A 26269-nucleotide genomic window follows, 5' to 3' on the forward strand; every position below is an offset into this window, starting at 1 on the left:
AAGCATGGCACGCAAAACCATTGAACAGCGATTGGCCGAACTGGAGGCGCAACGCTCGGCGCTCAAGGCGCGGCTGTCGAAACAGGAACGCGCCAACGATACCCGCCGCAAGGTCCTGCTCGGCGCGCTCGTCCTGCATCGGCTCGAGAACGCCAACGATCCCGAATTCACCAAACGCCTCGGCGACTGGTTGCGCCGCGAGCTGCCCGGCTTCCTCACGCGCGACAACGACAAGGCGCTCTTTGCCGATCTGCTGAAAACCCCGGATGGGACAACGGCGGTTCACAAAAGCGAGGCGGGTGAATGAGTCAGGCGACCTCGGCGTGGGTCGCCTTCAAGAACATGATGCGGGCGGCAGCGCGCGATCCGCTATGGGCTTTCGTCGCAGTGCTCTCCGCACCTTTTCGGATCTGGAAGCCGCTGCTCGGCCTTCTGTTCTTCCTCATCATCGTCCTGTTCGTGATCGGCTTCGGCGGCCGGTTCGTCCTCGAGAAAATGGGCTTCGGCGTCGGCAGCAGTCCGGTTATCGCCCTCGATCTCGTCACGCTGCTGGTGCTTGCCGCCCTCGCCTTCCGCTTCATCACCAATCCGCTGATCCTGCATTTCGGGGACATCGCCGACGACACTCACGGTTCGGCCCGATTTGCTACCAACCGGGAAGTGGCTCCCCTCAAAGGGTGCTGGCATCTTCGGCGACATCGAGGCCGGCCACATCGAGCCCGTCGAGCGGATTGAAGGCGGCCGAGGGCAGGCCGGTGACGCCGAAGGGATCGAGGACATGGACCGGGCCGAAGGATTTTCTGGCGCGGCCGGCGATTTTGGCATTCTCGCCCTTGGGGTCGATGCAGATTACCGAGCGATCGGCCGTCAGCAGGTTCGGGATGATGGCGCCGACGCCCTTGCCGGTGCGCGTCGGCGCCATGGTAATGAGATGCGCCGGCCCGTCATAGCGCAGGAGCTTTCCGGTCTTGCCGTCGCGGCCGATGAGCAGGCCGGAACCGGAGCGGGGCCGACGCCCTCGTCTTCGACGAACCGGGCATGGCCGGCGAGGCCCATTGGAACGAGGAAGCCAAGGCGCTCATTGCCGGCCTCATCCTCAAGATCGTTGCCGTCGAATGCCGGCCTGCTGCAGGTGTTCAGCGTCAACGATCACGACAGCGCCCGCCTCGTCTCCGATCTGCTCGGCCAGGAGACGGTGGTGTTCCAGACCATGGCCCGCGCGCTTGATTCCGAAAAGTCGGGGATCTCCTACAGCCAGCAGCACACCGGCCGGCCCCTCGCAGAGTTCAAGGGAGCGTTCGATCCGGCATGAACAAAGAGGTGGAAAGCTTGTCAAAGACGCTAGCTTGGGCCGTCGACTCAATCGCGCAATGCGGACCTGATGACCGCAAACACATTGCGCTGGCCTATTGGCAAGCGCAGGAATTGGTCGCCAACATCCCGAAGGACGATGACGGCGATCCAGGAGCGGGTGAACGAGCGCAACCTCCCGGACTGGCGAAAGCTCCGCAAGGTCATAAACAAAACTCTGAAAATGCTTCCCCTGTCGGAGCCGACGGTGCACTGAAGGGCCCACTATGGAGAATCATCGACCCACCCATTTGCGCCTAACGGCTCGGCACCCCAATTCAAGCGGCGCAGAGGCGGGATAAATGTCATAGCGCTGTAACGTGCTCCCAATATGGCGTTGTGCATGAAGAGGACGATGCTTATTACCGGGGCACGACGCGGAATTGGACGCGCACTTGGCGTGTTTGCTTCGGAGCAAGGGATTGACGTCATTGCGTTAGTGCGCGCCCACGCTGGTGGCCCCGGCGAGGTCTTCGACGGAGTCGATGTCACCGGCAAGGACGCGCTTGACCGCGTAGCTGCCATGCTCGGGGACCGTCCAGTCGATCTTCTCGTCAACAATGCCGGGATTATCGGCCCGGAGCGCCAGTCCACCCTTGATATGGACTTCGACGGCTTTCGCCACGCACTGGAAGTGAATACCCTCGCGCCGCTGCGCGTCGTGCAGACCTTCCTTCCCAACCTACGCGCTGCGAGAGACCGAGCCGGCATCGCCCGGATCGTCACGATCTCCAGCCAGATGGGAAGGATGAACTATGCGAAGTCCGACCGAATCGCCTATCGCGCGTCCAAGACGGCTGTGAACAAACTGATGCAGGGCTTGGCGACCGACCTCGCCGCCGAGTCGATCGCGGTCAGGGTGGTCGATCCCGGATGGGCGCGAACGGAAATGGGCGGACCCGACGCCACGGTAAAGGTTGAGGACGCCGCCGCAGGAATCCATGCACGGGCATGGGAGACTGACATGGATTCGACCGGGACCTTCGTAGACTATCTCGGTGCGGAGGTGTCCTGGTAGCATAACAAGTGGTCCCGGCTGAAGCCGCCGGGGCATTGTCACTGGACGGCCCTCCGGCTCTCTACGGCGCAACGAGGAAGCGCGTTCGCCTCCGGGCCGGCGCGGCTTTCGCCGCAATCAGGCGATTGCCTGAAGGCCCTTCTTTTGCACGACCGTCAGGAGACGCAGTGCTGGTCCGCCCGGCTTCTTGACGCCGCGCTCCCAACCGGACACCAAGCCTTTGCTCACATTGAGGTAGCTGGCAAAAACTGGCTGTGAAATATGCTCGCGCTCTCGAATGAAACGGATTTCTTCGGGGGTCATCGTCTCGACCGCGGTCAGGCACCCTTCATCGAATTCACGCATCGTCTGCTTGTCGATCGCACCAATCTCAAACAGGCCCTCCATCGTTTCATGGATCGCGGACAGAGCCTCGCTCTTGTAAACCTTGGCCATTAAATCACCTCTAGCATTCGACCCGAAGCGACTTCTCGCTCTTCCCGAATTCAAATGCCAAAAACGCCCTGCGTTCCCGCCTTGAAGAAAACCACAGTGCGATGCCCTCCATCTGTACTTCAGTTTCAAAAGAGCAAGTGCCCCGTCAGGTTTCATCTTCGTCCGACGGGAACATCTCTATTATTTCCAGTTGCTCCCGGAGTGCTGTTTTCATTAGATTTTCGATTTGGGCCACCCGCATTCCATGGTCGGCAAGTCTCAGTACCAAGCTAGTAATCTCGTTATCGCGCACCTCATTATGCGCCATCCAGTTAGAAAGCGCCGTGTAATCGGGTGCGGTTTGGATTTTCCGTTCACCATAGGCGTCTCCTACCGCCGCTAAGCGGCAATGCCCGGCCGGGCGGATCAACCAAGCGATTACTGACATAGCGATGCGCAATTATTGGTCATCCCCAAGATCCGCCTCGTAGTCTTGGCCGCCATAATAGACGCCAAGAATATTTACCGTGTCGCCCGCCACTTCAAACGCGATCGTCACACGCCGGCGATATCCAAGCGTCCGGAGGCCTGGCCGAATGTCATCGCGCCGCGTACCTCGATGCGGGAAAGTTCGCAGATTCTCGCAGTGGGCCACGATGGAATCGATGTATCGAGCCGCTGTGATGGGCGACCCTTCCGCGGCTATATGGCTTTCCAATTCGTCCAGCTGGTTAAGGGCTTCCGGCGTAAAATGGACGATATGGCTCACGCTGAGGCCGACCGCTTACGCTTGTCGGCAAGGTGTTGCCGCACCTGGTCTACGCTCAGCGCACGGCTCGGATCGGCCTTCAGCTTGTCATACGTGGTGGCGACTTCCGTGCGCAGCCAGGCTTCTAGGGCCTTGTCACGCGCCTGTAAGGCGCGCAGGCCATCGCGGATAACCTCGCTCTCGCTGGCATACTCGCCCGACGAAACCTTGCTTTTGACCATCTGCGCCATATCGTTCGGCAATGTGACGCTGAATTGTTGCGTGCTGCGCATGGGGAATCTCCTTATTTCGGATCGCGCTGAATAGGATTAAACACTATCACAATATAGGCCAGAGTGGGAATGCGACAACTGCTCGGCGGGCCTTTGTGATAGCAATCACGATAGCTTGCCTGCGTGATATCAGTCTGCTTGCAATCACATTGCGCTTTAGAAAGCTTTCACGAATTCATGCTAGAAATCTTGCAGGGTAGCATAGGAGCCTCGCCATGCACGGTAATATGTGCAGCCAATCCGCGTTGGTGCACGGATCGTTTAGCGGTCGTGGTGTAGGCGATCGGCAACCTCAATAACCGATCTGTGACCTTGATGCCTTTCAAACATAACGCCGCCCGCCGCCATCGCATCGGCAGGATGAAATTCAAGGTGACGAACTGGCCGGAATATGAGGCGGGGTTACGGCGACGTGGCAGCTTGACCCTGTGGCTGACACCGGAGGTGCTTGCCATGTGGCTTGCTCCACGCCCAGCGACGCGTGGTGGCCAGCCTCGTTATTCCGATCTAGCCATCGAGACCGGCTTGACGCTGGGCCTGGTGTTCGGCTTGCGGCTGCGTCAGGTCGAAGGATTATTAGGATCGGTGCTGCCCTTGATGGGCTTGGCGCTCGCTGTCCCCGATCATACCACCCTGAGCCGTCGGGCGCGAACATGGCAATCGCCCAACAAGGCGCATGACCTCCAGGGTCGACCGGACGGGCCAGTGCATATTCTTGTCGACAGCACTGGACTGCAGGTCTACGGCGCGGGCCAATGGTTGGAGGAGAAGCATGGCGCCAGATCCCGCCGTGGTTGGCGAAAGCTGCATGTGGCGCTGGATGCCGATAGCAGCGAGATCATTGCACATACGATGACCGACCAGGACGCGGGCGACGCATCGCAGGTGGAGCCGTTGCTCAACCAGATCGATGGTCGGATCGGGCAGTTCACAGCCGACGGCGCCTATGACGGGAAGCCCACCTACGACGCGGTCACCGACCACAGTGCGGCTGCCGTCATCGTCATTCCCCCGCGCGCCAACGCGATCGAACCAGCCGGCGATCAATCTCCCGGACAAAGAGATCAGCATATCGCTGCAATCAGCAGAGACGGGCGAATGAAATGGCAGGTCTCCACCGGCTACGGCAAGCGCTCGCTGGTCGAGACTGCCATCGGCCGATACAAGTCCATCATCGGGCGGCGTCTGCGGGCTCGGTCGTTTCACGCTCAGCAGACGGAAGTGGCCATCGGCTGCGCCGCCCTCAATCGTATGCTTGCATGCGCACGCCCTAAATCCATCCGCCGCAATGGACCGACCACACAGATAGCCCCTTCACAGATCCAGATCCGCTCAAGTCCCGATCCATGCACCAACGCCACCAAGGTGCAGTTTGCGCCATCTTTTGCGTTTGGCCTTGGTTTTGTGCTTGTTTTCCAGCCACTCGCCCTCGCCGAAGACCTTCAAGCCGGTGCTGTCGACAACCAGATGGACCGGACCTGATGTTGTGGCTCGGGACTTTGTCGACGGCAACGCCAGCCCTTTGCTCCGGCGAGACAGGGTGGAGAAGTCAGGCACGGCAATATCGAACCCCATCAGCGCCGCGACACTGCGCATCAAGCCTTGGGTCTGGCGTAGCGCCAGCCCGTAGACGACGCGCAGGGTCAAGCACAACGTAATCGCCAGATCCGAGTATTTCGGCTGACCACCCCGCGATGCCCGCCTCCGCGCCGTCCATAAAGACAGGGCCTCATCCTTCACCCAGATGGTCAAATCACCACGTTGACGCAGGCTTTCATTATATGCCGGCCAATTCGTCACTTGATATTTCTGCTTGGCAATCTTGTCCCGCCGAGCGGCATTGAACGTGTGCGGCATCGTCGAAATCCCGATCAGGAGACTGAAAACAACCCGCTCAATATCAGTCGCCGGGTGATCCACGCAACAACGCCGTTCAGCATGAACTCACCATCGGCAACAGGTAAGTGCCTTCATGCTCAAGCACGGGCGCGTCTACTACCGGCGGCGGTAGATGCGAACGTCGGAAACCTGATTTATTCGTCCATTGTATACAGCCGTGCAGAGCTGCCCACTGACAGTGATAGTTGTCATTTGCCGGTACTCGTCCGGGAGTACATTATTGTAGTACAATCGGCGCAACATGTTCATGTCCGCCTGGATGCCGTCGTCCCAATTTGGAGGGAGGTATTGTCCGAAGTCGACGGCGCCGGCGCCGGCGCCGAATAGCCATGCCCCGTAGCCTTGATCCGACATTGGCGGGCTTGATTGATTTACACTTTGGGCCGGCGAAGGGGAACCGTTTTCCGGGTCGAAACTACCGAACCTATCGGCGGGCAACTGGCCGGCTTGCTCCGCTCCTGCCCAAAGCTCCTCCGCACTGAAACTATCGGCGGGCGCCTGGCCGGCTTGATCCACTTCCATTGGAAACGGCGCAGCTTGATGAGAGCTGCCTTCTCCAGCCTGACGATTGTTCTTGGCACGCTCCTCCGCCCGGTATTCTTCAAGCTGACGCAATGCGGCCCCGATCTTAGAGTTTCCCGGCATCAACTGAGCGGCCCAATATTGCAGCGCTGCATCGTCAAGTGCACCCAGAGTCAGCCGCTGGTGCCGGAGCCCATCCGCCAACTGGCGGAGAAGAGAAGAACGGTTACCGACGTTCGAAGTCATTCCGCGGCGCTTAGCCGCATTCTCCGCCCTCCTAATCAACGCATCATCTTCAGGGGAGACAATAAAACGACTGCGACGATCCACTGAGCTGCTTGCGCCCCGATGCCTCGACAGCATGTTAACCGCCTCTGGTCCGTCCGGGATTAGCTGTTTAGCAGCTTCAACCAAAGATTTAACATCAAGGTCGACGAGTCTTTTCCCGAAAGGTTCTAGCCGATGGGCCAACGTACGCAAGTGCGTAATATTACGGCCGATGGTGGTTTCGGCTAGCTTCCCGCGAGCCCGCTCCGTCGCCGCCGCCGCCTGGATCTCCGTCTCGTCGGCTGTAGAGATAGAGTATGAAGGGCCCCTGGTCCGCCGTCTTTGGCCTGCGTATAGCGCGACGATCAGGATGAGACGCGAGCGACAATCTGGATGAGATTCTTATGTCGCGGTTGGAGCGAAGTTATCATGTTGATTGTCGCTGGCAAGAGTTTCATCGTGTTCTGATTGCCGCTCCGCGACAAGCTGGGAAGAGCTTTTGATTGTCGCGAATGAGGCGGGTCTGCCGCGCTGGCGTTTGGCTTCCATGGCCGAACGCCGCCGGTAGCTTTCGACATTCATCTCGAAGATTGTTGCGTGATGGACAAGTCGGTCCACCGCGGCAAGCGTCATGGCCGGGTCTGGAAAGACGCGGTTCCATTCTCCGAAGGGCTGATTGGCGGTGATCATGATGGAACGCCGCTCATATCTTGCGGAGATGAGTTCGAAGAGCACGCTCGTTTCGGCCTGGTCCTTGGTGACGTAGGCCAGGTCGTCGAGGATGAGAAGATCGAACTTGTCGAGCTTTGCGATGGCGGCTTCGAGCTGAAGCTCCCTCCGCGCGACCTGAAGCTTCTGGACGAGATCGGTCGTGCGGGTGAAGAGCACGCGCCAGCCGTTCTCGATTAGCGCGAGGCCGACGGCTGCGGCGAGATGGCTCTTTCCGCCGCCGGGCGGACCGAACATCAGGATATTGGCGCCTTTGGCGAGCCAGCTATCGCCGGCTGCAATCGCCATGACCTGGGCCTTGGAGACCATGGGAACAGCGTCGAAGGCGAAGCTGTCGAGCGTCTTTCCGGGTGGCAGGTGGGCCTCGGCGAGGTGTCTTTCGATCCTGCGATGGGCGCGTTCGGCCAATTCATGCTCGGCGATGGCCGAGAGGAAACGGGCAGCAGGCCATCCTTCCCGATCGGCCTGCTCGGCAAATTGGTGCCAGAACGTCTTGATCGTCGGCAGCCTCAGTTCGTTGAGCATGATGCCGAGGCGGGCTTCATCGACTGTGTGGATGTTGCTCTTCATGCGACCTCTCCCGCATAGGCCGTGCCGATCAGGGCTTCATAACCATTGAGCGACGCGAGTTGCACATGAACGATCGGCAACTGATCCGGGTCCGGGCTGAAGACCGCTCTCAAAGCCGCCAGATCAGGCAGTTTGTGGGCGTCGAGCGTTTTGGCAAGCTCCTCGGCCAGTTCACGCTCGCAACTGCGATCGTGAGCCAAGGCAAGCAGTTCCACGGTGATCTTGCAAGCCTGCCGCTCGGGCAGTTGCTCGATGAGCGCGTCGAAAGTCCTGCGATATTCCGGCCTGGGGAAGAGCTTGTCGCGATAGACGAGCCCCAAAAGCGCCATCGGCTTTTTGCGCAGGGAATGAATGACGTGATGATAGTTGACGACTTGATCGTGCTTGCCACTCGCATGGGCGCGGCCTCGGGGTAATGTCAGCAGATGCGTGCCGCCGATGAAGACGTCGAGGCGATCGTCGAACAGACGCACCCGCAGCCGGTGGCCAATCAGACGGGAAGGCACGGTGTAGAAGACCTTGCGCAAGGCGAAGCCGCCGGTGCTCGATACGGTGACGATGACCTCTTCGAAGTCGGTGGTGCGACGATCGGGAAGAGCTTGCAGATGCGTGCGCTCGGCATCGATGCGCTTGCCATGTGCGGCATTGCGGCGGCTGACGATCTCATCGATGAAGGCGCGATAGGATCCGAGGTCGCCAAAGTCCCTGGTTCCGCGCATCAGCAGAGCATCGCGGATCGCATTCTTGAGATGGCCGTGGGAACTTTCGATCGAGCCGTTCTCGTGCGCGACGCCCTTGTTGTTGCGCGTCGGCGTCATGCGATAATGGGCGCACAGTTCGTCGTAGCGATGCGTCAGATCGACCTTGGCGTCGGCATCGAGGTTGCGGAAGGCGGCCGATAAGCTGTCGCTGCGATGATAGAGCGGCGAACCGCCAACCGACCACAGGGCGTTCTGCAGCCCCTCGGCCAGAGCGACGAAGCTCTCTCCACCCAGGATGACATGGGCATGCTCGAAGCCCGACCAGACCAGCCGGAAGTGATAAAGCAGATGATCGAGCGATTGGCCGGCGATCGTCACGCCGAGGCTGCCCATGTCGGTAAAATCCGACAGTCCTAACCGACCGGGTTCGTGCATCTGACGGAAGATCACTTCCTGCTCCTGACCGTGAACAGCCCGCCATGATCGGATACGACGCTCAATCGTACGGCGAACACCTTCTGACAGCTCTGGATGACGCCGCAGCATCTCGTTGTAAACGGCGACCGCTCGGATGCCGGGCGCGGCCTTGAGGAGCGGAACAACCTCGGCGTCGAAGATGTGCTCAAGGGGATCGGGGCGACGCCGGTCGCGCGGCGGCTTGGTCTGCGATGGAAGACGCGCATCCTTCTCGATGCGGTAAGCCGTCGCCCGGCTGATCGACGCCTTGGCGGCAGCGACCTCAATGGGGTTGTTTTGTCGGTACTTCATAAAAAGCCTCGTCTGATGATCGGTTACATGGCGACCCGGCACAAAGGTGATTCTCCATTCTCAGAAAATCACCGACGCTACCGGGCCAACCGCGATCATGAGACGCCGAAAAATTGCGCCGCGGCGGGGGTGTAACTCCAGTCGGGCTACGCCCTCCCTTCGTCACACCCCCGCCGCCGAGTCTCATCCTGATTGACGCTGAGTCTCACCTTGTTTGTCGCCGCGCAGGCCTGCGGCTTGCTGTGGCTGCCCCGCTTGCTGCTGCTGTTGCTGCTGGACCGCCATTTGGTACTGTTGCATCCATCCATCGATGTTTGCCCCCATTAGTGCGTTGGCCCACTGATCCACCTCCGGGTCGGAACCACCGGGTGACTGGGGCTGCCTTGGACTTGTCATTGCTGTTATCTCTCCCTCTCACCAGATCAGACACGTAGGATCCTAAGCCGAGCGCGCGTTCCAGTCTATGCTAGTACCGCGCCACAGAGATTATGACGGGTTGGGTTATCGTAGAATGGGCAAGTCTTCTGGTGGGATGAGAAGTTGGATGCTGCGTGCTGCGCCTGGCACGCGGGATATAAATCCTGCCTTCTCGAGGGTCAGCACCATCTGGTGAACAGACGGAGCCGTAACGGCGAAGTGGCGACGCATGTCGGCTTCGGCCGGAGGCTGTTTGAAGATGCGGCTGTAGGCGTAGATGAAGGCCAGGTACTGGCCTTGGACTTGCGTAAGGCCATGTCTTGCCGTTGCGGCTTGCGGGTCAAGTGAGGGACTCATTTTCGGATTCATCTGCGTCTCCGCGCTGAAGGAGGTGTCGATGACTATAAAGTTTCACGTAGAGCTTAGCCAATCGGAACGTGATCAACTGGCCGTTTTGTTGAGCGGGGGACGCCATGCGTCGCGCAAGATCAAGCGCGCCCAGATCCTGGTGGCGGCGGACGAAGGCTTCAGCGACGAGGTGATCGCGGCAACCTTGAACGTCAGCGGATCGACGATTTACCGGACCAAGCGCCGGTTTGTGGAAGCCAATCTGGAAGGCGCGCTCAGTGAAGAACCGCGCCCGGGTGTTGAGCGCAAGCTATCGAGCAAGGAGGAGGCGCTGTTGGTGGCGACCGCCTGCTCAAAGCCGCCGCCCGGGCGAGCCCGCTGGACCCTGGAGCTTCTGGCCGATGAGATGGTCCGACTCACCGATCATGACGAGTTGTCCTCGGAGACCGTACGTCGCCGGCTGGCTGAGAATCATCTCAAACCTTGGCGCAAAGACATGTGGTGCATCCCAAAGCTCGATGGGGAATACGTCGCGCGCATGGAGGATGTTCTCGACCTCTACGCAGAGACGCCTGATCCACAAAGGCCCGTGGTCTGCTTCGACGAGAGCCCGACCCAACTCATCGGCGAAGTGCGCGAGCCCATTGCGGCCAAGCCTGGCCAGCTTGAACGCTACGACTGCGAGTATCGCCGAAACGGCACGGTCAATCTGTTTGTCTTCATGGACGCCCACCAGCCCTGGCGCAGGGTGAAGGTCACCGATCGGCGAACCAACCAAGACTTCGCCCAGTGCATGCGCGAACTGGTCGACGTCGATTATCCCGACGCCCCGATCATCCGCGTGGTGATGGACAACCTCTCCACCCATTCCGCCGGGGCGCTTTACGACGCATTTCCAGCCCCGGAGGCTCGAAGGGTGCTGAAGCGACTGGAGTTCCACCACACGCCCAAGCACGCCAGTTGGCTCAACATGGTCGAGATCGAGATCGGTGTCCTGCGCAGCCAATGCCTCGACCGTCGTATCGACAATAAAGACACCATAATCGCCGAAGTCGCAGCCTGGGAGCAGCAACGCAACGCTAATGGCGCAAAGATCCAATGGATGTTCACAACCGAAAAAGCCCGCCAAAAGCTCCGCAAAGCTTACCCCGTCAAAGAGTCATAATCTCTGTGGCGCGGCACTAGATTGGATATGCGATCATGCTCATGAGAGATGGTTACGCTCGGGGAGGAGTTAGACGATGCCATAAAGTGACTGAGGAGTTCGTCCGGTGATGTCACGTCCGAGCCCATGTTTGAGACGCAGATGGGAAAATTTTACGCAGATTTCCAACATCCAGTTCGGCAACTCACGGGAAAGATCGGGCCGCTCGTCCGTATAGATCGACATCAGGCTCTTGCCGCGCCGATACGGCGAGACCTGCACCTTTCTCCCGAACAGCGGATGCCAAGGATATGCGATCGTCGCAAAACGAAAACCGTATGCAGAATGTTGGTAATTGGGCGCATTTTCCGCGGAAACCGAAGATTGCGCCAGACCCCGGCGCTTCCTTTATGACCGTTTCGACCAATGCCGACAGTCCATCAATGCCACGCCGCATGTCGGTCACCCGCAGGCCAGAAAGACCCGCACATTTCCAGAAGGCCCGATCATGCCGCCTCCACACAAGCGACCAGCGACGATAACACCTCGAGATCCATGTCCGCTGCAATTCTCAGCAAGCGGCCATTCCTCAGGACGATTTCAACGTCTTTGCACCTCGACCGGACACCGCTCCTCTTGGAACCGTCGCTGGGGTTCTCCGACGGTCCGATAAGCGAAACCGGGACGAACGATGCGGTCTCTGGAGATTCCAATTTGGGCGGCGAGAACTTCTTTCGCCAGGCGTATATCTGTTGCGGAAGAACGTCGTGCCGGCGCGCCACATCCGAAACGCTGCCATCCGCACCGAACGCTTCCTGCAATATCGAAAGCTTCAGTTCTGTGGACCATCGACGTTGTCGCTCGGCACCCGTCAGGATCTCAACCTTGGCCAGTCATACCCTGTTACGTCACAAATGAATCATCTGTGTCGTAACTTGCGCTAATTCCGCACCCAAACAAAACCGACTCACCGGACGTGTGTGGACGCTCCCTAGAATGCAAGCAAAATCTTCACTCAGTCTTGAACGGTGGTCGGGTGCTGACGTGTGTCCGGCCTCTCGTTGCGACCTTAATACGTCGCGGGCCCATATGGGAGTTCGCAGATCAGGTCCAAAACGCTCACGCGCACTCGAGGTGCCGTCCGGCAGAACTGGTTTTCCTAATCCCGTCTCTTGACCGTTTGTCCATATCCTTCGTTCGACCTGCTTACACTCGCAATGGCGGTTAGAAATCCTCTCCGCCAGAGCTGATCTTAGCTTAGCTCGACTTTGTACATTATGCAGCGAAGCAAAGTGCTTGTGTCATCCGCTTGAGGCGGCTTGGTTGAGTTTCAGGAATGTCCGGGTCTGGCGGGTGCTGTCGATAAATATCCTGATCCCACAGGATCATGCGAACCGCACCGATGGCATCGGAGAAGGTGAACTCTGTTTTCTTGTACCAGGCGGCGGCATAGGGAAGGACGCCATGACCGAGCAGATCGCATGCCCAGAGTGTGACGAGGCTGTAGAGCGCCAGCAGCGACGGGGTCGTGCGCATGATGGCTTTGTCGTTCCACTGCCGTTGGGTTTCCACGCCAAGATGCGCTCGCGTTTCGGCGAAGGTGACCTCGATCTGCCAGCGCCGAACGAAATAGGCAATGATCTGAGCGGGCTCAAGGTTGACGTTGGTGCTCATGAACGCCTGGGGTTCACGACGGCCTGATGGATCGCGAACGAGAACCCAGCGAATTGGTCTTGGGGGCGTTCCACGCCGATACCAGAGGCCGGTTCCTGATGTGACATCAAGGGTTTTGTCGGTTTGCTTGCCGTACCAGGACGATGCGACGATGCGCTGCCACTCGGTCTTTGCGTCTTTGAGGAGCGTTTTCAGTTTCGGCAATGGCCTGCCTTTTTGCGCCGGTCGCCCGAGCGTATGTTCGTGCCGTTGATCTGGTGGAGCAAAGAGACTGGCATCCAGACGCAACCGCGTGATGAGAGTGGCCGTGTCGGGAAGAGCCGCAGCCAGTGTATGAACGGCAAAGCTGCTATCGCCGACAAAGATGATTTCGCGGCCCGGCAGCCAGCGGCAAAGCTGCAAGACGCCTTGCCTTGCCCAATCAGTCAGCAGCTTGTGCTTTCGGCCCTTCTTCTGATCATGGCGCTCAGAGGGACACAGGATCGTCAGCACCGGCAGGGCTTTAATACATTTTGCCCATGGGACAGGTGAAAGAACAATGAAGCTCAACCATCTCAAGCCGCTGGCCTTGACAAAGTGGCCATGGCTGGAGCGCACCGGGTCACGATAAATTCCACGCGCGGCGATGCGTTGGCCCCAACGCCGTTCGATTGTATCATCCATGCCAATCACGACAGGGCCCTCGGGCACGAGCCGGGCAACAATGACGGACAGCAGACGGGCCGCCAACGTGCGAGGGTTCCAGCGGGCTCGGTTGAGGAGTTGATGATAGGCGGCAAAATTACTTACCTCCGCGCGTCCGGTATGCGCAGGCAGGCCGTCACCGTTCGCTTGCCAGGCGAAAGGAGCGCACCCATCACCAGGACCAGCAGATGCTCCCAGCTTGGCGCGGTAAACCAGAAACGAAACGGCGACAGCCATTTGCGAAGGATGTGGGGGACCGCGTCTCCCGGCTCACGGCTACAATCATGCTGTTCGCTCATCCATTCGTTCGAATCCGATCAAACGAATGGCGCAAGGCCGGGACCCTGCGGCGAATTGATTCACCCAGGGCTGCTCAGATGCCCCCGAAATCACCACCGATTTTGTACAAAGTCGAGCTAAGCGATCTACATTTAGACAGTGGTGCAATTCGGCGTACCTCCATGGGTGGGTCAATGCGCGTACCGGCGCAGCCTCCCCTGCGAGACAACAACAGCAGCGCGCGCCACAGCACAGACGCGTCTTACGAAGCGTTCGAGACGAAGTTTCGCGTCGATTATTCCAAGCGCGACCGCCCGCCCGATGTGGACCAAGCCCTCATTCAAGACGCCGCGGCAGATGTCGCGCCAACCACGGAACAGCTACGGAGTGCGAGCGAGGTCTTCGCCGTCATGAGATCGAGCAACTCCGTCAGCTGCGTCGGGATCAGCGGCAGCAACTGCGCCTTGCTGTGCAACGAGACCTTCCGCAGGAACATTACCTGCGGCATCCTCAAGCGTGCATAGAGATGGCCGCGACAACGTGTTAGCAGACCACAATGAGCACGGCTGGGCGCTGCCATTTCTCGATGGCGGTGCGACGCCAGAGAAGAACGCAGAATGGCTTGGCAAGTACTTTCAGATGCTGAAGCGCTCCGCCACTTCTCCACAAAGCGATCGGTATCGACCGGATCTGGAACGCTGCACTGACTTGGCCGCGCACTACTTGGTCAAGACCGACTGGTTCGTAGACGCCCCGCTGCAGCAGCTCGTGCGCCTGGGCAGCAACCTGAGCAAGCACCCGCGGAGAGCCACGTGCATGCAGGCCGTAGCCTGGATCGCCGGTGAGGTGCTTGAACACGACAGCCTGCCGGAGCTGAGTGCCAAGAACCTGGCATTGCTTGCGAACGCTTTGTCGAAGAACACCCGCAGCGATCGCTGCGAGCAAGCCGTCGCTCGCCTGGGACGCGTTCTGCTGCGTGAGCGGCTGGACCGGGACCTGACGGCACAAGGGGCCAGCAAGGTGCTCAACGCGCTGAGCAAGTGGCCCGGCAGCCCCGCTTGCCGAAGTGCCGGCGAGAGCTTGGGCGAACGGGTCGCGAGCGACGACACGTTGCTGCAGGAGATGAACGCCGAAACGGTTGCCAGCACATTCACCGCTCTGAGCAAGTGGCTGGATAGCCCCGTCTCTCAGATGACTGGCAGACTCATGGCCGAGCGAATCGCCAATGATACGCCCCTGGTCGAGGACATGGATGAACGACATCTCGCCGAGTTGCTCAACGCCATGAGCAAGTGGCCCGAGAATCGTTCGTGCAGGAAGGGGGGCGGGCGCTTGGCCGAACGGATCACGCACGACGATGCCCGGCTCGACACGTTGTTCTTGACGATGCCGATCGCCTGGAAGGGGACCCTGGCACAGTATGTCGGCCGTCTGCATCGCCAGCACGATGACAAGAAAGACGTCTTGGTCGTTGATTATGTCGACAACACCGTTCCGGTTCTGGCCCGGATGGCTGCCAAGCGACGTGCGGGTTATCGGGCGCTGGGCTACATGATCGAGTAGCCGCCGTGTGCGGGACGCGGCGTGCACTTGGCGGGTTCGCCGCAAAGATGAATTCGGGCTAGCTCTGGTCGTCGCCATCCAAACCTGGGTCCGCGAACGCCTCCTTTACGAGGGCCTGCCGGCTGAGCAGGCCCGCGTCCTCCAACCGCTCGAGGTCGGGCAAGTCGCGTAGCGTCTCCATGCCAAAGACGGAGAGAAAGTGCTTCGTCGTCACGTAGGTATACGGCGCGCCAGGCGTGGGGCTCCGTGGACCGGAGACGAGGAACCCGGCGTCGCGCAGGCTAGCAATTGTGTCGCGACTGACCTCCTTACCGAAGATTTTCGACAACTCCCCGCGCGTCACCGGTTGCAGATAGGCAATGGCCATCAGCACGGCCGCCTCGTGCTCCAAGAGGCGTGCTCCCCCTGAGCGGGTCGGCACCTGCGATGCCCGGATCGCCGGCGCGTAAACCGAACGGCTTCGATATTGCCAGCCGCCGGCCACAGCAACGATGTCATAGGGACGTGCGCGCAGTTCCTCGCGCAGATCATCGATCAGCAGGTCGATGCTGCAATCCTTGCCGACCACACGCGCCAACGTCTCACGGGTGACAGGCTCGGCGGAGGCGAAGATCACCGCCTCGACGCGCAGCATCCATTCGCGCCAGCGAAGCTCCGCCGGCAGATCCTCCAATTCCCGGTCAAACAAGTGTTCACTTGCGCCGTTCGTCTTGGCGCTGCGCGGTGTCCTCTTTGCCGCCGCTCCGGTCATCGTCACAACCCATATATCCGGAAGGACGGACGCCCCGACAGTTCGCGCACCGCGCCGGCGGCTTCCAGCCGTTCAAACAGTCGTTTGCTCGCCCAGCGGGACAGGTCCGTTCCCGGCGCCGAGACCGACACGGCATCTTCATCGAGCAGTTTACGGATGACCGGTTCGGCGCCCTTGGTGCGCACCTTCGACGCGGTCGCGACAAGCAGGTCCGCGCGGCGGGCAATCTCGCCCGCCGAGTGCAGCGCAGCGCTCAAGCCTTCGACCAGGGCGAGGCACACCGCACGGGGGAAGGCGGTCTCGCCTGGCCGCACCCGTCCTCTGCCCCCAAGCGTGCGGAAGGCCGGGCCATAGCGTTCGCCCATCAGCAACGGCACGGGGACCGGCCAGTTCAGCATGGAGGCGACCAGCGCATCGGCGAGTGCCCAGGCGAGCGGCTCGGCATCTGGACGGGTGGCGTAGATGGCGCTCACCAGGCCCGCGGCGGCAAAGGGCGCGGCGCGCCCGGACTGCAGAGCATCGTCGGCAAGATCGACGGCCGCCGCCAGATGGTCGTCCCAGGCAAGCTCCAGCAAGTCCGCCAGTTCGGCGACACTTTTCGAGGAGAAGCCAAGTTTTCGGCTGACAAGCCTTTTGTAGGCCAGAAACACCTTTCCGGCCGGTCCCGGATCGTCTCCGGCGGCAGTGAGCAAAAGCGCATCACGCAACGCGTGTTCGTCCTCAGTGCGCCGCATCAACCGCACCGCCACGGCGGCACATTTCAGCGCCTGTCGCGCGCGCCAGCAGCCGGCCCAGCATGGTTCGGCTGTGACGAGATCATCGAGCGATTTCAAAGCGATGCCAGCTGCGAAGGCGGCGTCCGGCTCGCTCGGCTCACGGCCGCGGGGCAGCGCCCATGCCGGCAGCTGCGCGGATGAAAGGGACGGCGACGGAGGCTGAAGCGGGCGCGAATCCATGGGGTTCAGCTTACGACGCCTGTGCACTTATTGCCATTAAATTCGACGGAAACCGCACCGCCCGTCGATCCCATATGATGTCCGATAATCTTGCCTTATCGGACATTTTGCTCTTTATAGAAGGAATGGCACAAATCGTCGCGCAAAACCGTAAAAATCACGCAAAACAGACCTCTGCTCCGTCTGACGGCACGGCCCATTCTGGTGACGATCCGGCGTTGGTGTCGGCGGCGGAGAGCCCCTCCCCTCTTCCCGGCCAACTCGAAGACCTTGCCGATCGCGCCCGCGGCTATGTCGAGGCCGCGAGTTCCGCCAACACCCGCAAGGCCTATGCCTCGGACTGGACGCATTTCTCCGCCTGGTGCCGGCGCCAGAACCTCGCGCCCCTCCCCCCGGACCCGCACGCCATCGGCCTCTACATCACCGCCTGCGCTTCCGGAACCGCCGAGCGGGGCGTGAAGGCCAATTCCGTATCCACGATCGAGCGCCGCCTCTCGGCGATCGCCTGGAACTGCACCCAACGGGGCCTATCGCTCGACCGCAAAGACCGCGCCATTGCCACCGTCATGGCCGGGATCCGCAATCGCCATGCCGCCCCGCCGCGGCAGAAGGAGGCGATCCTGCCGGAAGACCTCATCGCCATGCTCGAAACCCTGGAACGCGGCACGCTGCGGGGCCTGCGCGACCGCGCGATCCTGCTCATCGGCTTTGCCGGTGGCCTGCGCCGCTCCGAGATTACCGGTCTCGACCTCGGACGCGATCAGACCGAGGACGGGCGCGGCTGGATCGAGATCCTCGACAAGGGGCTGCTGCTGACGTTGCGCGGCAAGACCGGCTGGCGCGAGGTCGAGATCGGCCGCGGCTCCACCGACACCACCTGCCCGCTCGTCGCCGTCGAGACCTGGATCAGGTTCGCCAAGCTCGCCAGAGGCCCCCTCTTCCGCCGTGTCACCGCAAGCGGCAAAGACGTTGGCCCGGACCGCCTCAATGACAAGGCGGTCGCCCGCCTCGTCAAGGCCACCGCCCTTGCCGCCGGCCTGCATGGCGACCTGGGCGAAAGCGAGCGCACGGCAAAATTCTCCGGCCATTCGCTGCGCGCCGGTTTGGCCTCCTCGGCCGAGGTCGATGAGCGTCATGTGCAAAAGCAGCTCGGCCATGCGAGCGCCGAAATGACCCGCAAATATCAGCGCCGGCGCGACCGCTTTCGGGTCAATCTGACCAAGGCATCCGGGCTTTGAGAAGCCCTCCCCCGCTGGTCGCGTGAAGCCGTTAGGTAAAAATCGAGGGGCGAAATTTCAGCTTAGCGCTTCAATTGAAATAGGTAAGTAAAAGCCACAGCCCCGGTCGCCTTCGCGACGGGCGCGATGACAGTGTCGAGGGACAGTTTGCCAATGTCGTAAGCCATTGTTTTCACGTTAGATGATTCGCGATCGTCAAGCTATCCAGTCCCTCGCTGGACTCGCCGGCGGTTTCTTCCGGGACGAATAACACTAGCGATAATGACCTCATATCGGGACTGTACAGCACCACGCCCTTGGGCTCTCTGGAGCCTGAAAAACGGTGCTTGTCAGGCTCACCGAGGCCGTAGGGCCGATGCAAAGGGTGCCTAAAGACGTTTACAACCGATCGTTTATCCATATCTCCTGTATTTGGAAATCAGACTTGCGAGCCCAATAAATGTCGATAGAATCTCTTTTCATCGACCTGAATTGTTGATGTGTCGATGCGATCGACATATCCAGCGCGACATGTCGGAAAAATGTGGATTGATCGACATGACGTTCCGCCCTGATCGTCCCTACAATGATCTTCCGTCTCTGCCGCCGCGAGAAGACGTCGAGACAAAAGCCGTGCTCAAGGCATGCATAGCTGCACGGGCCTCACTGGCCCAGCTCCGCGTGTCAGGACAACTCATTCCCAACCAGTCGGTCCTCATCAATTCGATACCGGTGCTTGAGGCCGCAGGCAAGCTCGGAAATCGAAAACATCGTCACCACGACGGATCGGCTGTTCCGCTTCGCCAACGAACCAGGGGATAAAGCAGATCCCGCAACGAAAGAGGCGTTGCTTTACCGCACGGCTCTCAGTGAAGGGTTTCAGTCGCTCAAAGAGCGCCCTGTGTCAATATCCACGGCCGTCGCCGTCTGTCGCAGGATCAAAGGTTGTTGATCTCGATATTCGCTCAACGCCCGGCACAGCACTCATGAACGAGGCCTCCGGCGCAGTCATCTACACCCCGCCGGAAGGACAGGAATTGCTCCGGGGGCAAGCTTGCCAACTGGGAACGCTACATTCACGAAGCTGAAGAAATAGACCCGCTGGTCCGCCTGGCTGTGATGCACTACCAGTTTGAGGCCATTCATCCCTTCATCGATGGAAATGGCCGCACAGGTCGCGTTCTCAACCTCCTCTATCTGGTCGATAAAGGCCTGCTGGACATCCCGGTCCTCTACCTCAGCCGATATATCATTGGTAACAAGCGCGCCTATTATGATCGGCTTCTCGCCGTCACCACTAAGGGGCTTGGGAAGAGTGGATTCTCTACATGCTCGAAGCTGTGCGCGAGACAGCAAATTGGTCGACGGCACGTATTCGCGCCATTCGCGATCTGCTCGATCAAACCGCTGAACGAATTCGCCGCGATCTCCCCAAACTCTATACACGGGAGCTGGCTGAAGTGATTTTCGTCAACCCGTACTGCCGCATTAGAGATATTGTGCAGGCCGGAATCGCAAAACGTCAGGCGGCATCCGTTTATCTAAAAGCACTCACCGATAACGGCTTGGTTCAGGAGCTGAAAGCGGGACGCGAAAACCTTTACATCAATCCGGCCCTGCTGACACTTCTCCGCGATCGGCCTCCTGCTCAGGCTGACCGATGACCCGATCGAGCACAAACCCCCGCCTGATTGGCTACGCGCGCGTGTCAACGGACGAGCAAACGACCCACGCTCAGGAGATCGAACTGCGCTCGGCCGGTTGCGAGATCATCATTCAGGAACAGGGTTCCGGTGCCTCCCGTACCCGACCGGCCCTTGTCAAACTCGTCCGCGAGATCGGCGCCGCGGACACTCTCGTTGTGGTGCGCCTCGACCGTCTGGCGCGTTCCGTCAGCCATCTGCTTGAGGTGATCGAGGATATCACCGCCAAGGGCGCACATTTCCGATCGCTACGGGATCCGATTGACACGTCGACGCCGCAGAGCATGTTTTCCCTGCAGGTCCTCGGCGCCGTCGCCCAGCTCGAACGAGCACCGATCTCCGAACGGACGAAGGCCGGGATCAGCGCAGCAAAAGCGAAGGGAAAGAAGCTTGGCAATCCCGCATTCGCGAACGTCGACCGGATGTGCTGGCGAAGATGACCGCCGCTCAGAAGGCGGCCTACGGCGATCGCCTTCAGGCGACGGCCAATCAATGGCTTCCCATGGTACGGCGCATGCGCCCCGATCACACCTGGAACGATATCGCCCGTATCCTGAAACAGCGCGGGCTCGACTGGACCCCGGAACGTCTTCTTCGCGCCGTTAAATGGATGGTTGCCGAAGGCATGGCGGATGCGGCCTTGCTGAAAAAAATCCCCACCCCGCCCTCCGAAAGACCGGCTGATGACGCTTGTAGCGGGAATTCATTCCTCCAACCCGGAGCTCACGCTGCGGAAGATCGCGCTCCAGCTGGAGCGGCGCCATGAGCGTACACCGCGCGGCGGAACCAAATGGTCGCCTTCTTCCGTAAAAAAACTGATCGATCGCGCCCAGAGATCCAGCCTGCTCCCGGCCGAAGCCGACGGAGCCTAAACCAGTCTTCATCGCGCCCTCGGCTTGCTGAGGCTTCTCAGCAGTGCATCCGAGGCACGCAGACCACTTCCCGCCGCACTGTCAGTGGTCGACGGTCGGTCGTCGTCCCTCTCCCTCTCCCTCTCCTTCTGCGCGTGAAGCTTGGTCCGCAAGAGCGCCATGACCATCGGCCAAGTCGAGAATTTGCCGTCACGGGCTCGATCCGTCAGGCTGCGCAAGTATCCGCCAGCCGATCCGATCTGGTCAGCCCGCTGGTAGATCGCAGCAAGCGTGATCGCAGCATGTTGCTCTCCCAGAACCGCGCAAGCTTCCCGCCAGGCGCTCGGACTGATCCCCAGCATCGGCCGGGCGAGATCCGCCGCCGCCAGAAAATCGCGCCAATGGCGGATCTCGCCGCCCTGGGCCAATTCCCGCACGCCGGGGCAGGCATCCAGAACAATCCCCAAGGGCAACTCCCGTTTCGGTAAGCTCCGTACGTTGTCGGTTTCCTCGACCGTGCCGCCCGCTTCCTCTTTGTTTCCAGTGCCGTATTCAGATTCATAATTAGAGTCTGGTTTTGAATTCTGTATGTGCCGACCAGAATGGGACTCATTGGCGACCGAAAGTTGTGTTTTAGTGAATGATTCCAGTACGTCACGGATTTCCGTATAGAGTGCACGGAGATCGGCGCAGATGTCATCTACGAGCTGACGCGGCGCCGAGCGGGGCAGCCTGGAGATGATCGCCTGATATGCTTGCTGCACCCTGCCCCAGTTGCCGGGGACGCGTTCTTCGATCCCCGCATCGATCATCTTCACAATATCACGGCGCAGCAACGTCAGCCGCTCCTTCGCAACACGAAAGGCCTTCTTCTCGGCCTGGATCACCTCGGCCATGTCCTTGAATTCGTCAGCTCGTGCAACGATCGGGGACAGATCGAAGCCATAAGCCTGTTCGATTTCCCCGCCCCTCCCCTTGCGGGCGAAGCGTTTGCCGTTTGGGCTATCGCGTCGGATCACCAGGCCGCAATCGACGAGCACCGCGATGTGCCGGCGCAACGTCGTTGCCGGCATACCGTTCGCACGCGCTGCGAGTTGCTCGTTCGAGGGCCACACAACAAGTTCGGCATCGCCTGTAAATGTGGTTTGCGGATGGAAGGTCAGCAATGCGTTTAGGATCGCAAGTGAACGATCCGTGGCGCCGAGGAGTTCCCTCGCCTCCCGGACGTTCTGGAACACATGCCATTTATTTGCGGCCGCCTCAGGCTTTATTGCCTTTGCCGCCATTTGGCTCGAAATCTGGCCGAGCGAAATCGGCCGCCGCCCGAAGGGCGTCGTTGATAGATGCGTCTGCATTTCCTTCTACCTATTTTCAGGCAAAAGAAATTTGCTCGCCGTCGCGACGTTTCCCTTGCGGGACTCTTGACTGTGATTCCGGGAAATGCGATTCTCTGAGCTGCGATACTACAGAGAAGGTCTTCCGGAACGTCGTTTCGGGGGGCTTTTTCTTTTGCGGCTCTTGTTGTCTCACCGTAGTCGAGCAGCGCCCGCACACGATGAGACGTTCTCTATCATTCGACCTCGTCTCCTTGCGATGTTTCAACAAACTGCGAATATAAGCGATCCAGTTGACTTGCGACAAATTCACCAAACGCAGGCACGCGCTTCTCATCAAAGATCAGAGCGGTTTTATCTTTGTCCTGTTGGATTTTCGCAGCCTTTCTCCCCGTGGGCGTATTCCAAGTCTTCTCTCGCTTGTTGACTTTCTGCGCCGGTTTGGACACGGCTTTGAGCACTAACCCAAACCTTGTGTCACTGTCGGAAACTCTGAACTCGTCGGAAGCGACGACTTGCTCTACAATTTCGCTTGAACCCACTGTTTGTAACGCTTCAGCGAGGGCGACCCATCTAGATCTCCCGACCTTCGCCGCAGGTCCGATTTGGCTCGCAATTGCAAGCGGAATATCTCTCGCCACAGATATATAACGGCTGAGGTCCGATTTGTCCGTAGAGAGCGCAGCAATGATCGTAGATCGATCATGACCCGCATCTTCCAAGTGAAGGGCAAACAACGCCTTCTCTATGAAAGAGAGGTCCGCTCGATCAAGATTCTCGCGACCTTGAGCAATAACCAATTCACGATCGGTAAGACTCCGGACGATCGCAAAAACTTCACGGCTCAGGTGGATTGCCGCTCGCAGCCGTCGTCTTCCGTAGACGATTTGATATTTCCCGGTAGCATCGGGGTGAGGGCGAACCAAGATGGGAACCTGTTGACCCTCGTCCGCGATACTCGCCACAAGTTGATCGAACTTGGGATCCACCGGTGTCGGCAGCCGGTCCGCAATTGATGACCCTTCGATCGATGATGGATCCAGAGCAACCACGGCATCGCCCTGCGCTAGCTGATCTTGCAGGCGAGCAGCAGCCTTCGCACCTTCAGCCATCTCCTGTAAAGAGGATCCCATTGCCGAAATCGCCCCGGTGCGGACGCGTTGAGTCGATTTCTCTGTAGGCGTCTTTTCGCTCGCGGCTGGTTTTTTCAAGAACAGGGTTTCAATAGCATCCTTGCGGCTCATGGAAACTGCCTCCTCGGAAAGTGGACTAAGCGCCGCTTCAACGATGGAAGTGTAGCGACGTTGGGAGCTCCCAACTCACATCGGCTGTCCGGCGCAGATGGACAGATCATAAGCAATTCGCCCTGCCCGAAATAAGAGGGTGATCCCAAGTGGGGAGCTCCCAACAAGATCAATCCACCGCGCATAGACACCATCACATCCGCCCCCATGCTGATTTGATCAACGACTCAATCTCGGAATTTACGGCGTCCAGCGATTCCATTGCGCGATCGTAAGTGGAACGAGTGAGGTTTTCGCGGCCGATCTCGTAGAGGGTCTGCTTTGTCAAGCCAGCATCGGAGACAGCGGCCGACTTGACCATTGGATTGGTCAGAACATGATCGTCAAACATATTGCGTAGCAGGGCAGCAACTTTCGTCTGCGGTGCATCTTGTGGCTCAAATCTGGTCAGAAGATAACGGATGAAATCATATTGAAGATTTCCCCCTGCCTCTTTGACGACCCCAAGGAGGTCACGCGTCATCAGAAGAAATTGGCTCATAGATGCGATATCGAGCATCTGAGGATGGACTGTAATGATCATTGAGGTCGCGGCGCATAGCCCGCTCAGTGTCAAAAAACCAAGCTGGGGCGGGCAGTCGATAACCACCACGTCATAGTCATCTGCGACGTCATCGAAAGCCTGCGCTACACGGGTGAAGAACAGCCCGTCACGCGCGCCACGGTCGCTCAGAGCTTTCGGAGTAGTATGCTCGAACTCCATAAGTTCGAGATTGCCCGGAACGAGATGGAGACCCTCAAAGTAAGTTTGCCGAATCACCTCGCGCAAAGGTCGCTTTGAATCGTCGTAACGAATGGCTGAGTATAGTGTTTCGTTCGCACCGACATCCGTTTCAGGAAGCACTCCAAGAAGCGCTGAAAGACTCGCCTGCGGGTCAAGATCGACAGCGAGTACCCTGTATCCTTGAAGAGCCAGATATTGAGCAAGGTGAGCGGATGTGGTCGTCTTGCCAGACCCTCCCTTGAAGTTGGTGACTGCAATTACCTGCAAATGCTCGGAACCGCGTCTGTGCGGAACGAATTCGATGCTCTCACGACCACGCGTGGACCCCGCTAACATGTGCCGGATCTCATTAATCTGACCCAGCGTATAGAACCGCCGGCCATTGCTTGCTAGTTCCGGCTGCGGACCTTCTCCCGCCAATGTCATCTTTCGAAGCGTGGAGTCCGAGATGTTCATGAGCCTGGCGGCCTCGCCAGAAGTGAATTTCCGCAGACTCTTATGAGAGGTCGGAGGGAAAAGCGCCTCGCTCATAGCCTGGAGCTGAGAACTGAGCTGTTCGGCGTGGTCGCCAATGGTTACGTCAACCGACGGACGATCGCTTCGCGATATGATGGCGGTTTTGCTCACGGTATAATCTTTCGTCACGGTTAATCGGCGCGTAGGGCCATTTTTCCGTGACGATTACCGAATGCGCGTTTGGTTGCAAGGCGTTTTTGGTTAACGAAAGGTTAACGCATTTTTGGTGAAATCCTCAATAGACCGAATTATGCTTTTATTTTCCGCGAGTTAGAATGATTCAGAAGGATGACGCCGACTCCCTGTCTCTGCAGATCTGCAGAGACTCCATAGCGTTTTGCACACCCTTCTAACGCGCTTTTCGCCTCGTTAACCCCGACTCAGCAGAATCACTCCCTGCAGATCTGCAGATGGCCAATCGTATTTCGAGGTGATCTTCATCCGCCTGACCAGTTCACGGGGAGATCAAGATGCAGATTCGCACCGCTTCGGCCGCTCGCTATGTCGAATATCAAGATCTTTTGAAGCAGACGTAGCGGCTGCGTGCCGATGAGCTCGGTGCCCGTCTGGAATGGAGTATCGCCATCACGGAGGCGTCACCACCATCCATTCCAACACCGCGATGTCTGCTCTCCGTCGGCTGGAGCAACTGACCGCGGAAACCAGCCAGCAGCCTATGCAGGAAGTGATCGGTGAGGCGGTCGATCTTGTCGTCTCCATCGAACGGACGGGGAAGGGGAGGCGGGTCCGGGAGGTTATCCACATCGAGGGATACCGCAACAACCATTACCAGACTGAACATTATGCCCAAATCGACGAGGACAGCCATGTCGCGTAAGACACATCTCATCCTCTCTTGCGCAGCACTGGCTGTTGCATCGCTTGGCATTTCGGATGCCGCACTCGCATCATCCGGTGGAAGCCTGCCGTGGGAGTCACCACTCGAACAGATCCAGGAGTCGATCACGGGGCCAGTCGCAGGGTTCATTGCGCTTGCCGCGGTGGCCATCGCTGGCGCCATGCTGATCTTCGGCGGCGAACTCAACGATTTTGCCCGCCGCCTTTGCTACGTCGCGCTGGTCGGCGGCGTTCTGCTCGGCGCCACCCAGATCGTCGCCCTGTTCGGCGCGACGGGCGCCTCGATCGGCGAGATTCATGCGGAGGCAAGTGCTCCTCCCGCCCTCGCCTACCCCCTGACGATGCTGACGGCAGGGGAGGGGACCCGTGGTTGACGCCGGTTCCAACCTCATCCGTTCGCGGGTGCATCGGGCGCTGTCGCGGCCGAACCTGTTGATGGGCGCGGATCGCGAGCTCGTCCTGCTGACGGCGCTCGCAGCCGTCATCCTGATCTTCGTAGTGCTAACATGGTATGCGGCACTGTTCGGCATCGCTGCTTGGCTGGTCACAGTTGCAGCCCTTCGCATGATGGCCAAGGCCGATCCGCTGATGCGTCGGGTCTATGTGCGCCATATCTCATACAAGACCTTCTACCGCGCGACGTCGTCGCCATGGCGCAGGTACTGAG

29 protein-coding genes and 6 pseudogenes are annotated in these 26269 nt (G+C 59.4%); 13 read left to right on the forward strand and 22 right to left on the reverse strand.

All coding sequences use genetic code 11. From position 1 onward, the window contains the following. Window positions 1-4 precede the first annotated feature (4 nt). Window positions 5-307, forward strand: coding sequence for a mobilization protein (locus tag WGT02_RS39445; RefSeq protein WP_208250704.1), 303 nt, complete (start codon window positions 5-7; stop codon window positions 305-307). A gap of 62 nt (window positions 308-369) precedes the next feature. Here WGT02_RS39445 and WGT02_RS39450 read toward each other — a convergent pair whose 3' ends face one another. Together WGT02_RS39450 and WGT02_RS39455 are read right to left on the reverse strand one after the other, a co-directional pair. Beyond that, window positions 370-699: a hypothetical protein gene (locus WGT02_RS39450; protein WP_208250702.1), complete on the reverse strand. Its 330-nt coding sequence runs from the start codon at window positions 697-699 to the stop codon at window positions 370-372. Continuing rightward, a pseudogene (locus WGT02_RS39455) lies at window positions 674-1006 on the reverse strand (type IV secretory system conjugative DNA transfer family protein); the annotation flags it as partial. The pseudogene WGT02_RS39455 and the gene WGT02_RS39450, both read right to left, overlap by 26 nt. Here WGT02_RS39455 and WGT02_RS39460 point away from each other — a divergent pair. The 3 genes from WGT02_RS39460 to WGT02_RS39470 all read left to right on the forward strand — a co-directional run bounded on the left by WGT02_RS39460 (window position 932) and on the right by WGT02_RS39470 (window position 2368). Beyond that, the gene (locus tag WGT02_RS39460) at window positions 932-1312 is read left to right on the forward strand and encodes a TraM recognition domain-containing protein (RefSeq protein WP_375680040.1); all 381 of its coding nucleotides are present in this window, start codon (window positions 932-934) and stop codon (window positions 1310-1312) included. The pseudogene WGT02_RS39455 and the gene WGT02_RS39460 sit on opposite strands and share 75 nt — an antisense overlap. Further along, window positions 1309-1611 carry a hypothetical protein gene (locus WGT02_RS39465; RefSeq protein ID WP_318246558.1) on the forward strand — a complete coding sequence of 101 codons (303 nt, stop codon included), beginning with the start codon at window positions 1309-1311 and terminating at the stop codon, window positions 1609-1611. The genes WGT02_RS39460 and WGT02_RS39465 overlap by 4 nt, the downstream gene beginning before the upstream one ends. 94 nt (window positions 1612-1705) lie before the next feature. Next, on the forward strand, window positions 1706-2368 hold the full coding sequence (locus WGT02_RS39470) for an SDR family NAD(P)-dependent oxidoreductase (RefSeq protein WP_208250701.1): 663 nt from the start codon (window positions 1706-1708) through the stop codon (window positions 2366-2368). Between the two features lie 117 nt (window positions 2369-2485). Here the strand turns inward: WGT02_RS39470 and WGT02_RS39475 are convergent, their stop codons facing one another. The 4 genes from WGT02_RS39475 to WGT02_RS39490 form a co-directional block, all read right to left on the reverse strand. Beyond that, window positions 2486-2803 (reverse strand): DNA-binding transcriptional regulator, encoded by a 318-nt coding sequence (locus WGT02_RS39475; RefSeq protein ID WP_208250700.1) that lies wholly within the window; start codon window positions 2801-2803, stop codon window positions 2486-2488. Window positions 2804-2948: 145 nt separating this feature from the next. Beyond that, complete coding sequence (locus WGT02_RS39480) at window positions 2949-3242, reverse strand: hypothetical protein (RefSeq protein ID WP_210363670.1); 294 nt, start codon at window positions 3240-3242, stop codon at window positions 2949-2951. Further along, on the reverse strand, window positions 3243-3551 hold the full coding sequence (locus WGT02_RS39485) for a type II toxin-antitoxin system RelE/ParE family toxin (RefSeq protein ID WP_029728429.1): 309 nt from the start codon (window positions 3549-3551) through the stop codon (window positions 3243-3245). Continuing rightward, window positions 3548-3823: a type II toxin-antitoxin system ParD family antitoxin gene (locus tag WGT02_RS39490; RefSeq protein WP_029728430.1), complete on the reverse strand. Its 276-nt coding sequence runs from the start codon at window positions 3821-3823 to the stop codon at window positions 3548-3550. The genes WGT02_RS39485 and WGT02_RS39490 overlap by 4 nt, the downstream gene beginning before the upstream one ends. A gap of 315 nt (window positions 3824-4138) precedes the next feature. Here WGT02_RS39490 and WGT02_RS39495 point away from each other — a divergent pair. Beyond that, window positions 4139-5125, forward strand: a pseudogene (locus tag WGT02_RS39495) (IS5 family transposase); the annotation flags it as partial. 57 nt (window positions 5126-5182) lie between these two features. Here WGT02_RS39495 and WGT02_RS39500 read toward each other — a convergent pair. From WGT02_RS39500 to WGT02_RS39520, 5 genes and pseudogenes are all read right to left on the reverse strand, one after another. Further along, window positions 5183-5680, reverse strand: a pseudogene (locus tag WGT02_RS39500) (IS5 family transposase); the annotation flags it as partial. A 138-nt stretch (window positions 5681-5818) separates the two neighbouring features. Beyond that, window positions 5819-6490 (reverse strand): hypothetical protein, encoded by a 672-nt coding sequence (locus tag WGT02_RS39505; protein WP_208250699.1) that lies wholly within the window; start codon window positions 6488-6490, stop codon window positions 5819-5821. 423 nt (window positions 6491-6913) lie between these two features. Next, the gene (gene istB, locus WGT02_RS39510) at window positions 6914-7810 is read right to left on the reverse strand and encodes an IS21-like element helper ATPase IstB (protein WP_208245168.1); all 897 of its coding nucleotides are present in this window, start codon (window positions 7808-7810) and stop codon (window positions 6914-6916) included. Next, a complete protein-coding gene (gene istA, locus WGT02_RS39515) occupies window positions 7807-9279 on the reverse strand; it encodes an IS21 family transposase (RefSeq protein WP_208245170.1) in 1473 nt (490 codons plus the stop codon). The genes istB and istA overlap by 4 nt, the downstream gene beginning before the upstream one ends. A gap of 501 nt (window positions 9280-9780) precedes the next feature. Continuing rightward, window positions 9781-10065, reverse strand: coding sequence for a LexA family transcriptional regulator (locus WGT02_RS39520; protein ID WP_225039569.1), 285 nt, complete (start codon window positions 10063-10065; stop codon window positions 9781-9783). A gap of 28 nt (window positions 10066-10093) precedes the next feature. Between WGT02_RS39520 and WGT02_RS39525 the strand changes: the two genes are divergently transcribed. After that, complete coding sequence (locus WGT02_RS39525) at window positions 10094-11209, forward strand: IS630 family transposase (RefSeq protein ID WP_208244984.1); 1116 nt, start codon at window positions 10094-10096, stop codon at window positions 11207-11209. 69 nt (window positions 11210-11278) lie between these two features. Here WGT02_RS39525 and WGT02_RS39530 read toward each other — a convergent pair whose 3' ends face one another. The 6 genes from WGT02_RS39530 to WGT02_RS39555 form a co-directional block, all read right to left on the reverse strand. Further along, complete coding sequence (locus tag WGT02_RS39530; RefSeq protein WP_208250723.1) at window positions 11279-11434, reverse strand: hypothetical protein; 156 nt, start codon at window positions 11432-11434, stop codon at window positions 11279-11281. Next, a complete protein-coding gene (locus tag WGT02_RS39535; RefSeq protein ID WP_080654732.1) occupies window positions 11394-11645 on the reverse strand; it encodes a hypothetical protein in 252 nt (83 codons plus the stop codon). The genes WGT02_RS39530 and WGT02_RS39535 overlap by 41 nt, the downstream gene beginning before the upstream one ends. Window positions 11646-11694: 49 nt before the next feature. Then, window positions 11695-12081: a transposase gene (locus tag WGT02_RS39540; protein WP_014528046.1), complete on the reverse strand. Its 387-nt coding sequence runs from the start codon at window positions 12079-12081 to the stop codon at window positions 11695-11697. Window positions 12082-12463: 382 nt separating this feature from the next. Next, entirely contained in the window at window positions 12464-13591 is a 1128-nt protein-coding gene (locus WGT02_RS39545; RefSeq protein WP_263623016.1) for a transposase, read from the reverse strand. A 56-nt stretch (window positions 13592-13647) separates the two neighbouring features. Beyond that, on the reverse strand, window positions 13648-13845 hold the full coding sequence (locus tag WGT02_RS39550) for a hypothetical protein (RefSeq protein ID WP_225039959.1): 198 nt from the start codon (window positions 13843-13845) through the stop codon (window positions 13648-13650). Between the two features lie 320 nt (window positions 13846-14165). After that, window positions 14166-14321 carry a hypothetical protein gene (locus tag WGT02_RS39555; protein WP_158529808.1) on the reverse strand — a complete coding sequence of 52 codons (156 nt, stop codon included), beginning with the start codon at window positions 14319-14321 and terminating at the stop codon, window positions 14166-14168. Window positions 14322-14365: 44 nt separating this feature from the next. Here WGT02_RS39555 and WGT02_RS39560 point away from each other — a divergent pair, with 44 nt between their 5' ends. Further along, window positions 14366-15388 (forward strand): hypothetical protein, encoded by a 1023-nt coding sequence (locus tag WGT02_RS39560; RefSeq protein ID WP_225039925.1) that lies wholly within the window; start codon window positions 14366-14368, stop codon window positions 15386-15388. A gap of 58 nt (window positions 15389-15446) precedes the next feature. Here WGT02_RS39560 and WGT02_RS39565 read toward each other — a convergent pair whose 3' ends face one another. Then, window positions 15447-16139, reverse strand: coding sequence for an SMC-Scp complex subunit ScpB (locus WGT02_RS39565; protein ID WP_049223423.1), 693 nt, complete (start codon window positions 16137-16139; stop codon window positions 15447-15449). Window positions 16140-16141: 2 nt separating this feature from the next. Beyond that, window positions 16142-17095, reverse strand: coding sequence for a DUF1403 family protein (locus WGT02_RS39570; protein WP_153432557.1), 954 nt, complete (start codon window positions 17093-17095; stop codon window positions 16142-16144). A 125-nt stretch (window positions 17096-17220) separates the two neighbouring features. Between WGT02_RS39570 and WGT02_RS39575 the strand changes: the two genes are divergently transcribed. From WGT02_RS39575 to WGT02_RS39585, 3 genes and pseudogenes are all read left to right on the forward strand, one after another. Then, a complete protein-coding gene (locus WGT02_RS39575) occupies window positions 17221-18333 on the forward strand; it encodes a site-specific integrase (RefSeq protein ID WP_208250698.1) in 1113 nt (370 codons plus the stop codon). 612 nt (window positions 18334-18945) lie between these two features. Further along, window positions 18946-19976: pseudogene (locus WGT02_RS39580) on the forward strand (Fic family protein). Next, window positions 19973-20887 (forward strand): annotated as a pseudogene (locus tag WGT02_RS39585) (recombinase family protein). The pseudogenes WGT02_RS39580 and WGT02_RS39585 overlap by 4 nt, the downstream one beginning before the upstream one ends. Window positions 20888-20895: 8 nt before the next feature. Here WGT02_RS39585 and repC read toward each other — a convergent pair. From repC to repA, 3 genes are all read right to left on the reverse strand, one after another. Beyond that, window positions 20896-22221 (reverse strand): plasmid replication protein RepC, encoded by a 1326-nt coding sequence (gene repC / locus WGT02_RS39590; protein ID WP_208250697.1) that lies wholly within the window; start codon window positions 22219-22221, stop codon window positions 20896-20898. A gap of 215 nt (window positions 22222-22436) precedes the next feature. Next, complete coding sequence (gene repB, locus WGT02_RS39595) at window positions 22437-23444, reverse strand: plasmid partitioning protein RepB (protein WP_029728199.1); 1008 nt, start codon at window positions 23442-23444, stop codon at window positions 22437-22439. A 193-nt stretch (window positions 23445-23637) separates the two neighbouring features. Continuing rightward, window positions 23638-24855, reverse strand: a complete 1218-nt coding sequence (gene repA / locus WGT02_RS39600) for a plasmid partitioning protein RepA (RefSeq protein ID WP_208250696.1) — start codon at window positions 24853-24855, stop codon at window positions 23638-23640. Window positions 24856-25327: 472 nt separating this feature from the next. Between repA and WGT02_RS39605 the strand changes: the two are divergent. From WGT02_RS39605 to WGT02_RS39615, 3 genes and pseudogenes are all read left to right on the forward strand, one after another. Next, window positions 25328-25582: pseudogene (locus WGT02_RS39605) on the forward strand (conjugal transfer protein TrbB); the annotation flags it as partial. Further along, window positions 25572-25976 (forward strand): conjugal transfer pilin TrbC, encoded by a 405-nt coding sequence (gene trbC, locus WGT02_RS39610; RefSeq protein WP_029728192.1) that lies wholly within the window; start codon window positions 25572-25574, stop codon window positions 25974-25976. The pseudogene WGT02_RS39605 and the gene trbC, both read left to right, overlap by 11 nt. Further along, entirely contained in the window at window positions 25969-26268 is a 300-nt protein-coding gene (locus tag WGT02_RS39615; protein ID WP_029728190.1) for a conjugal transfer protein TrbD, read from the forward strand. The genes trbC and WGT02_RS39615 overlap by 8 nt, the downstream gene beginning before the upstream one ends. The last annotated feature ends 1 nt before the right edge of the window (window position 26269 follow it).

The organism is Rhizobium sp. T1470, assembly GCF_042140505.1.
GTDB lineage: Bacteria > Pseudomonadota > Alphaproteobacteria > Rhizobiales > Rhizobiaceae > Rhizobium > Rhizobium favelukesii.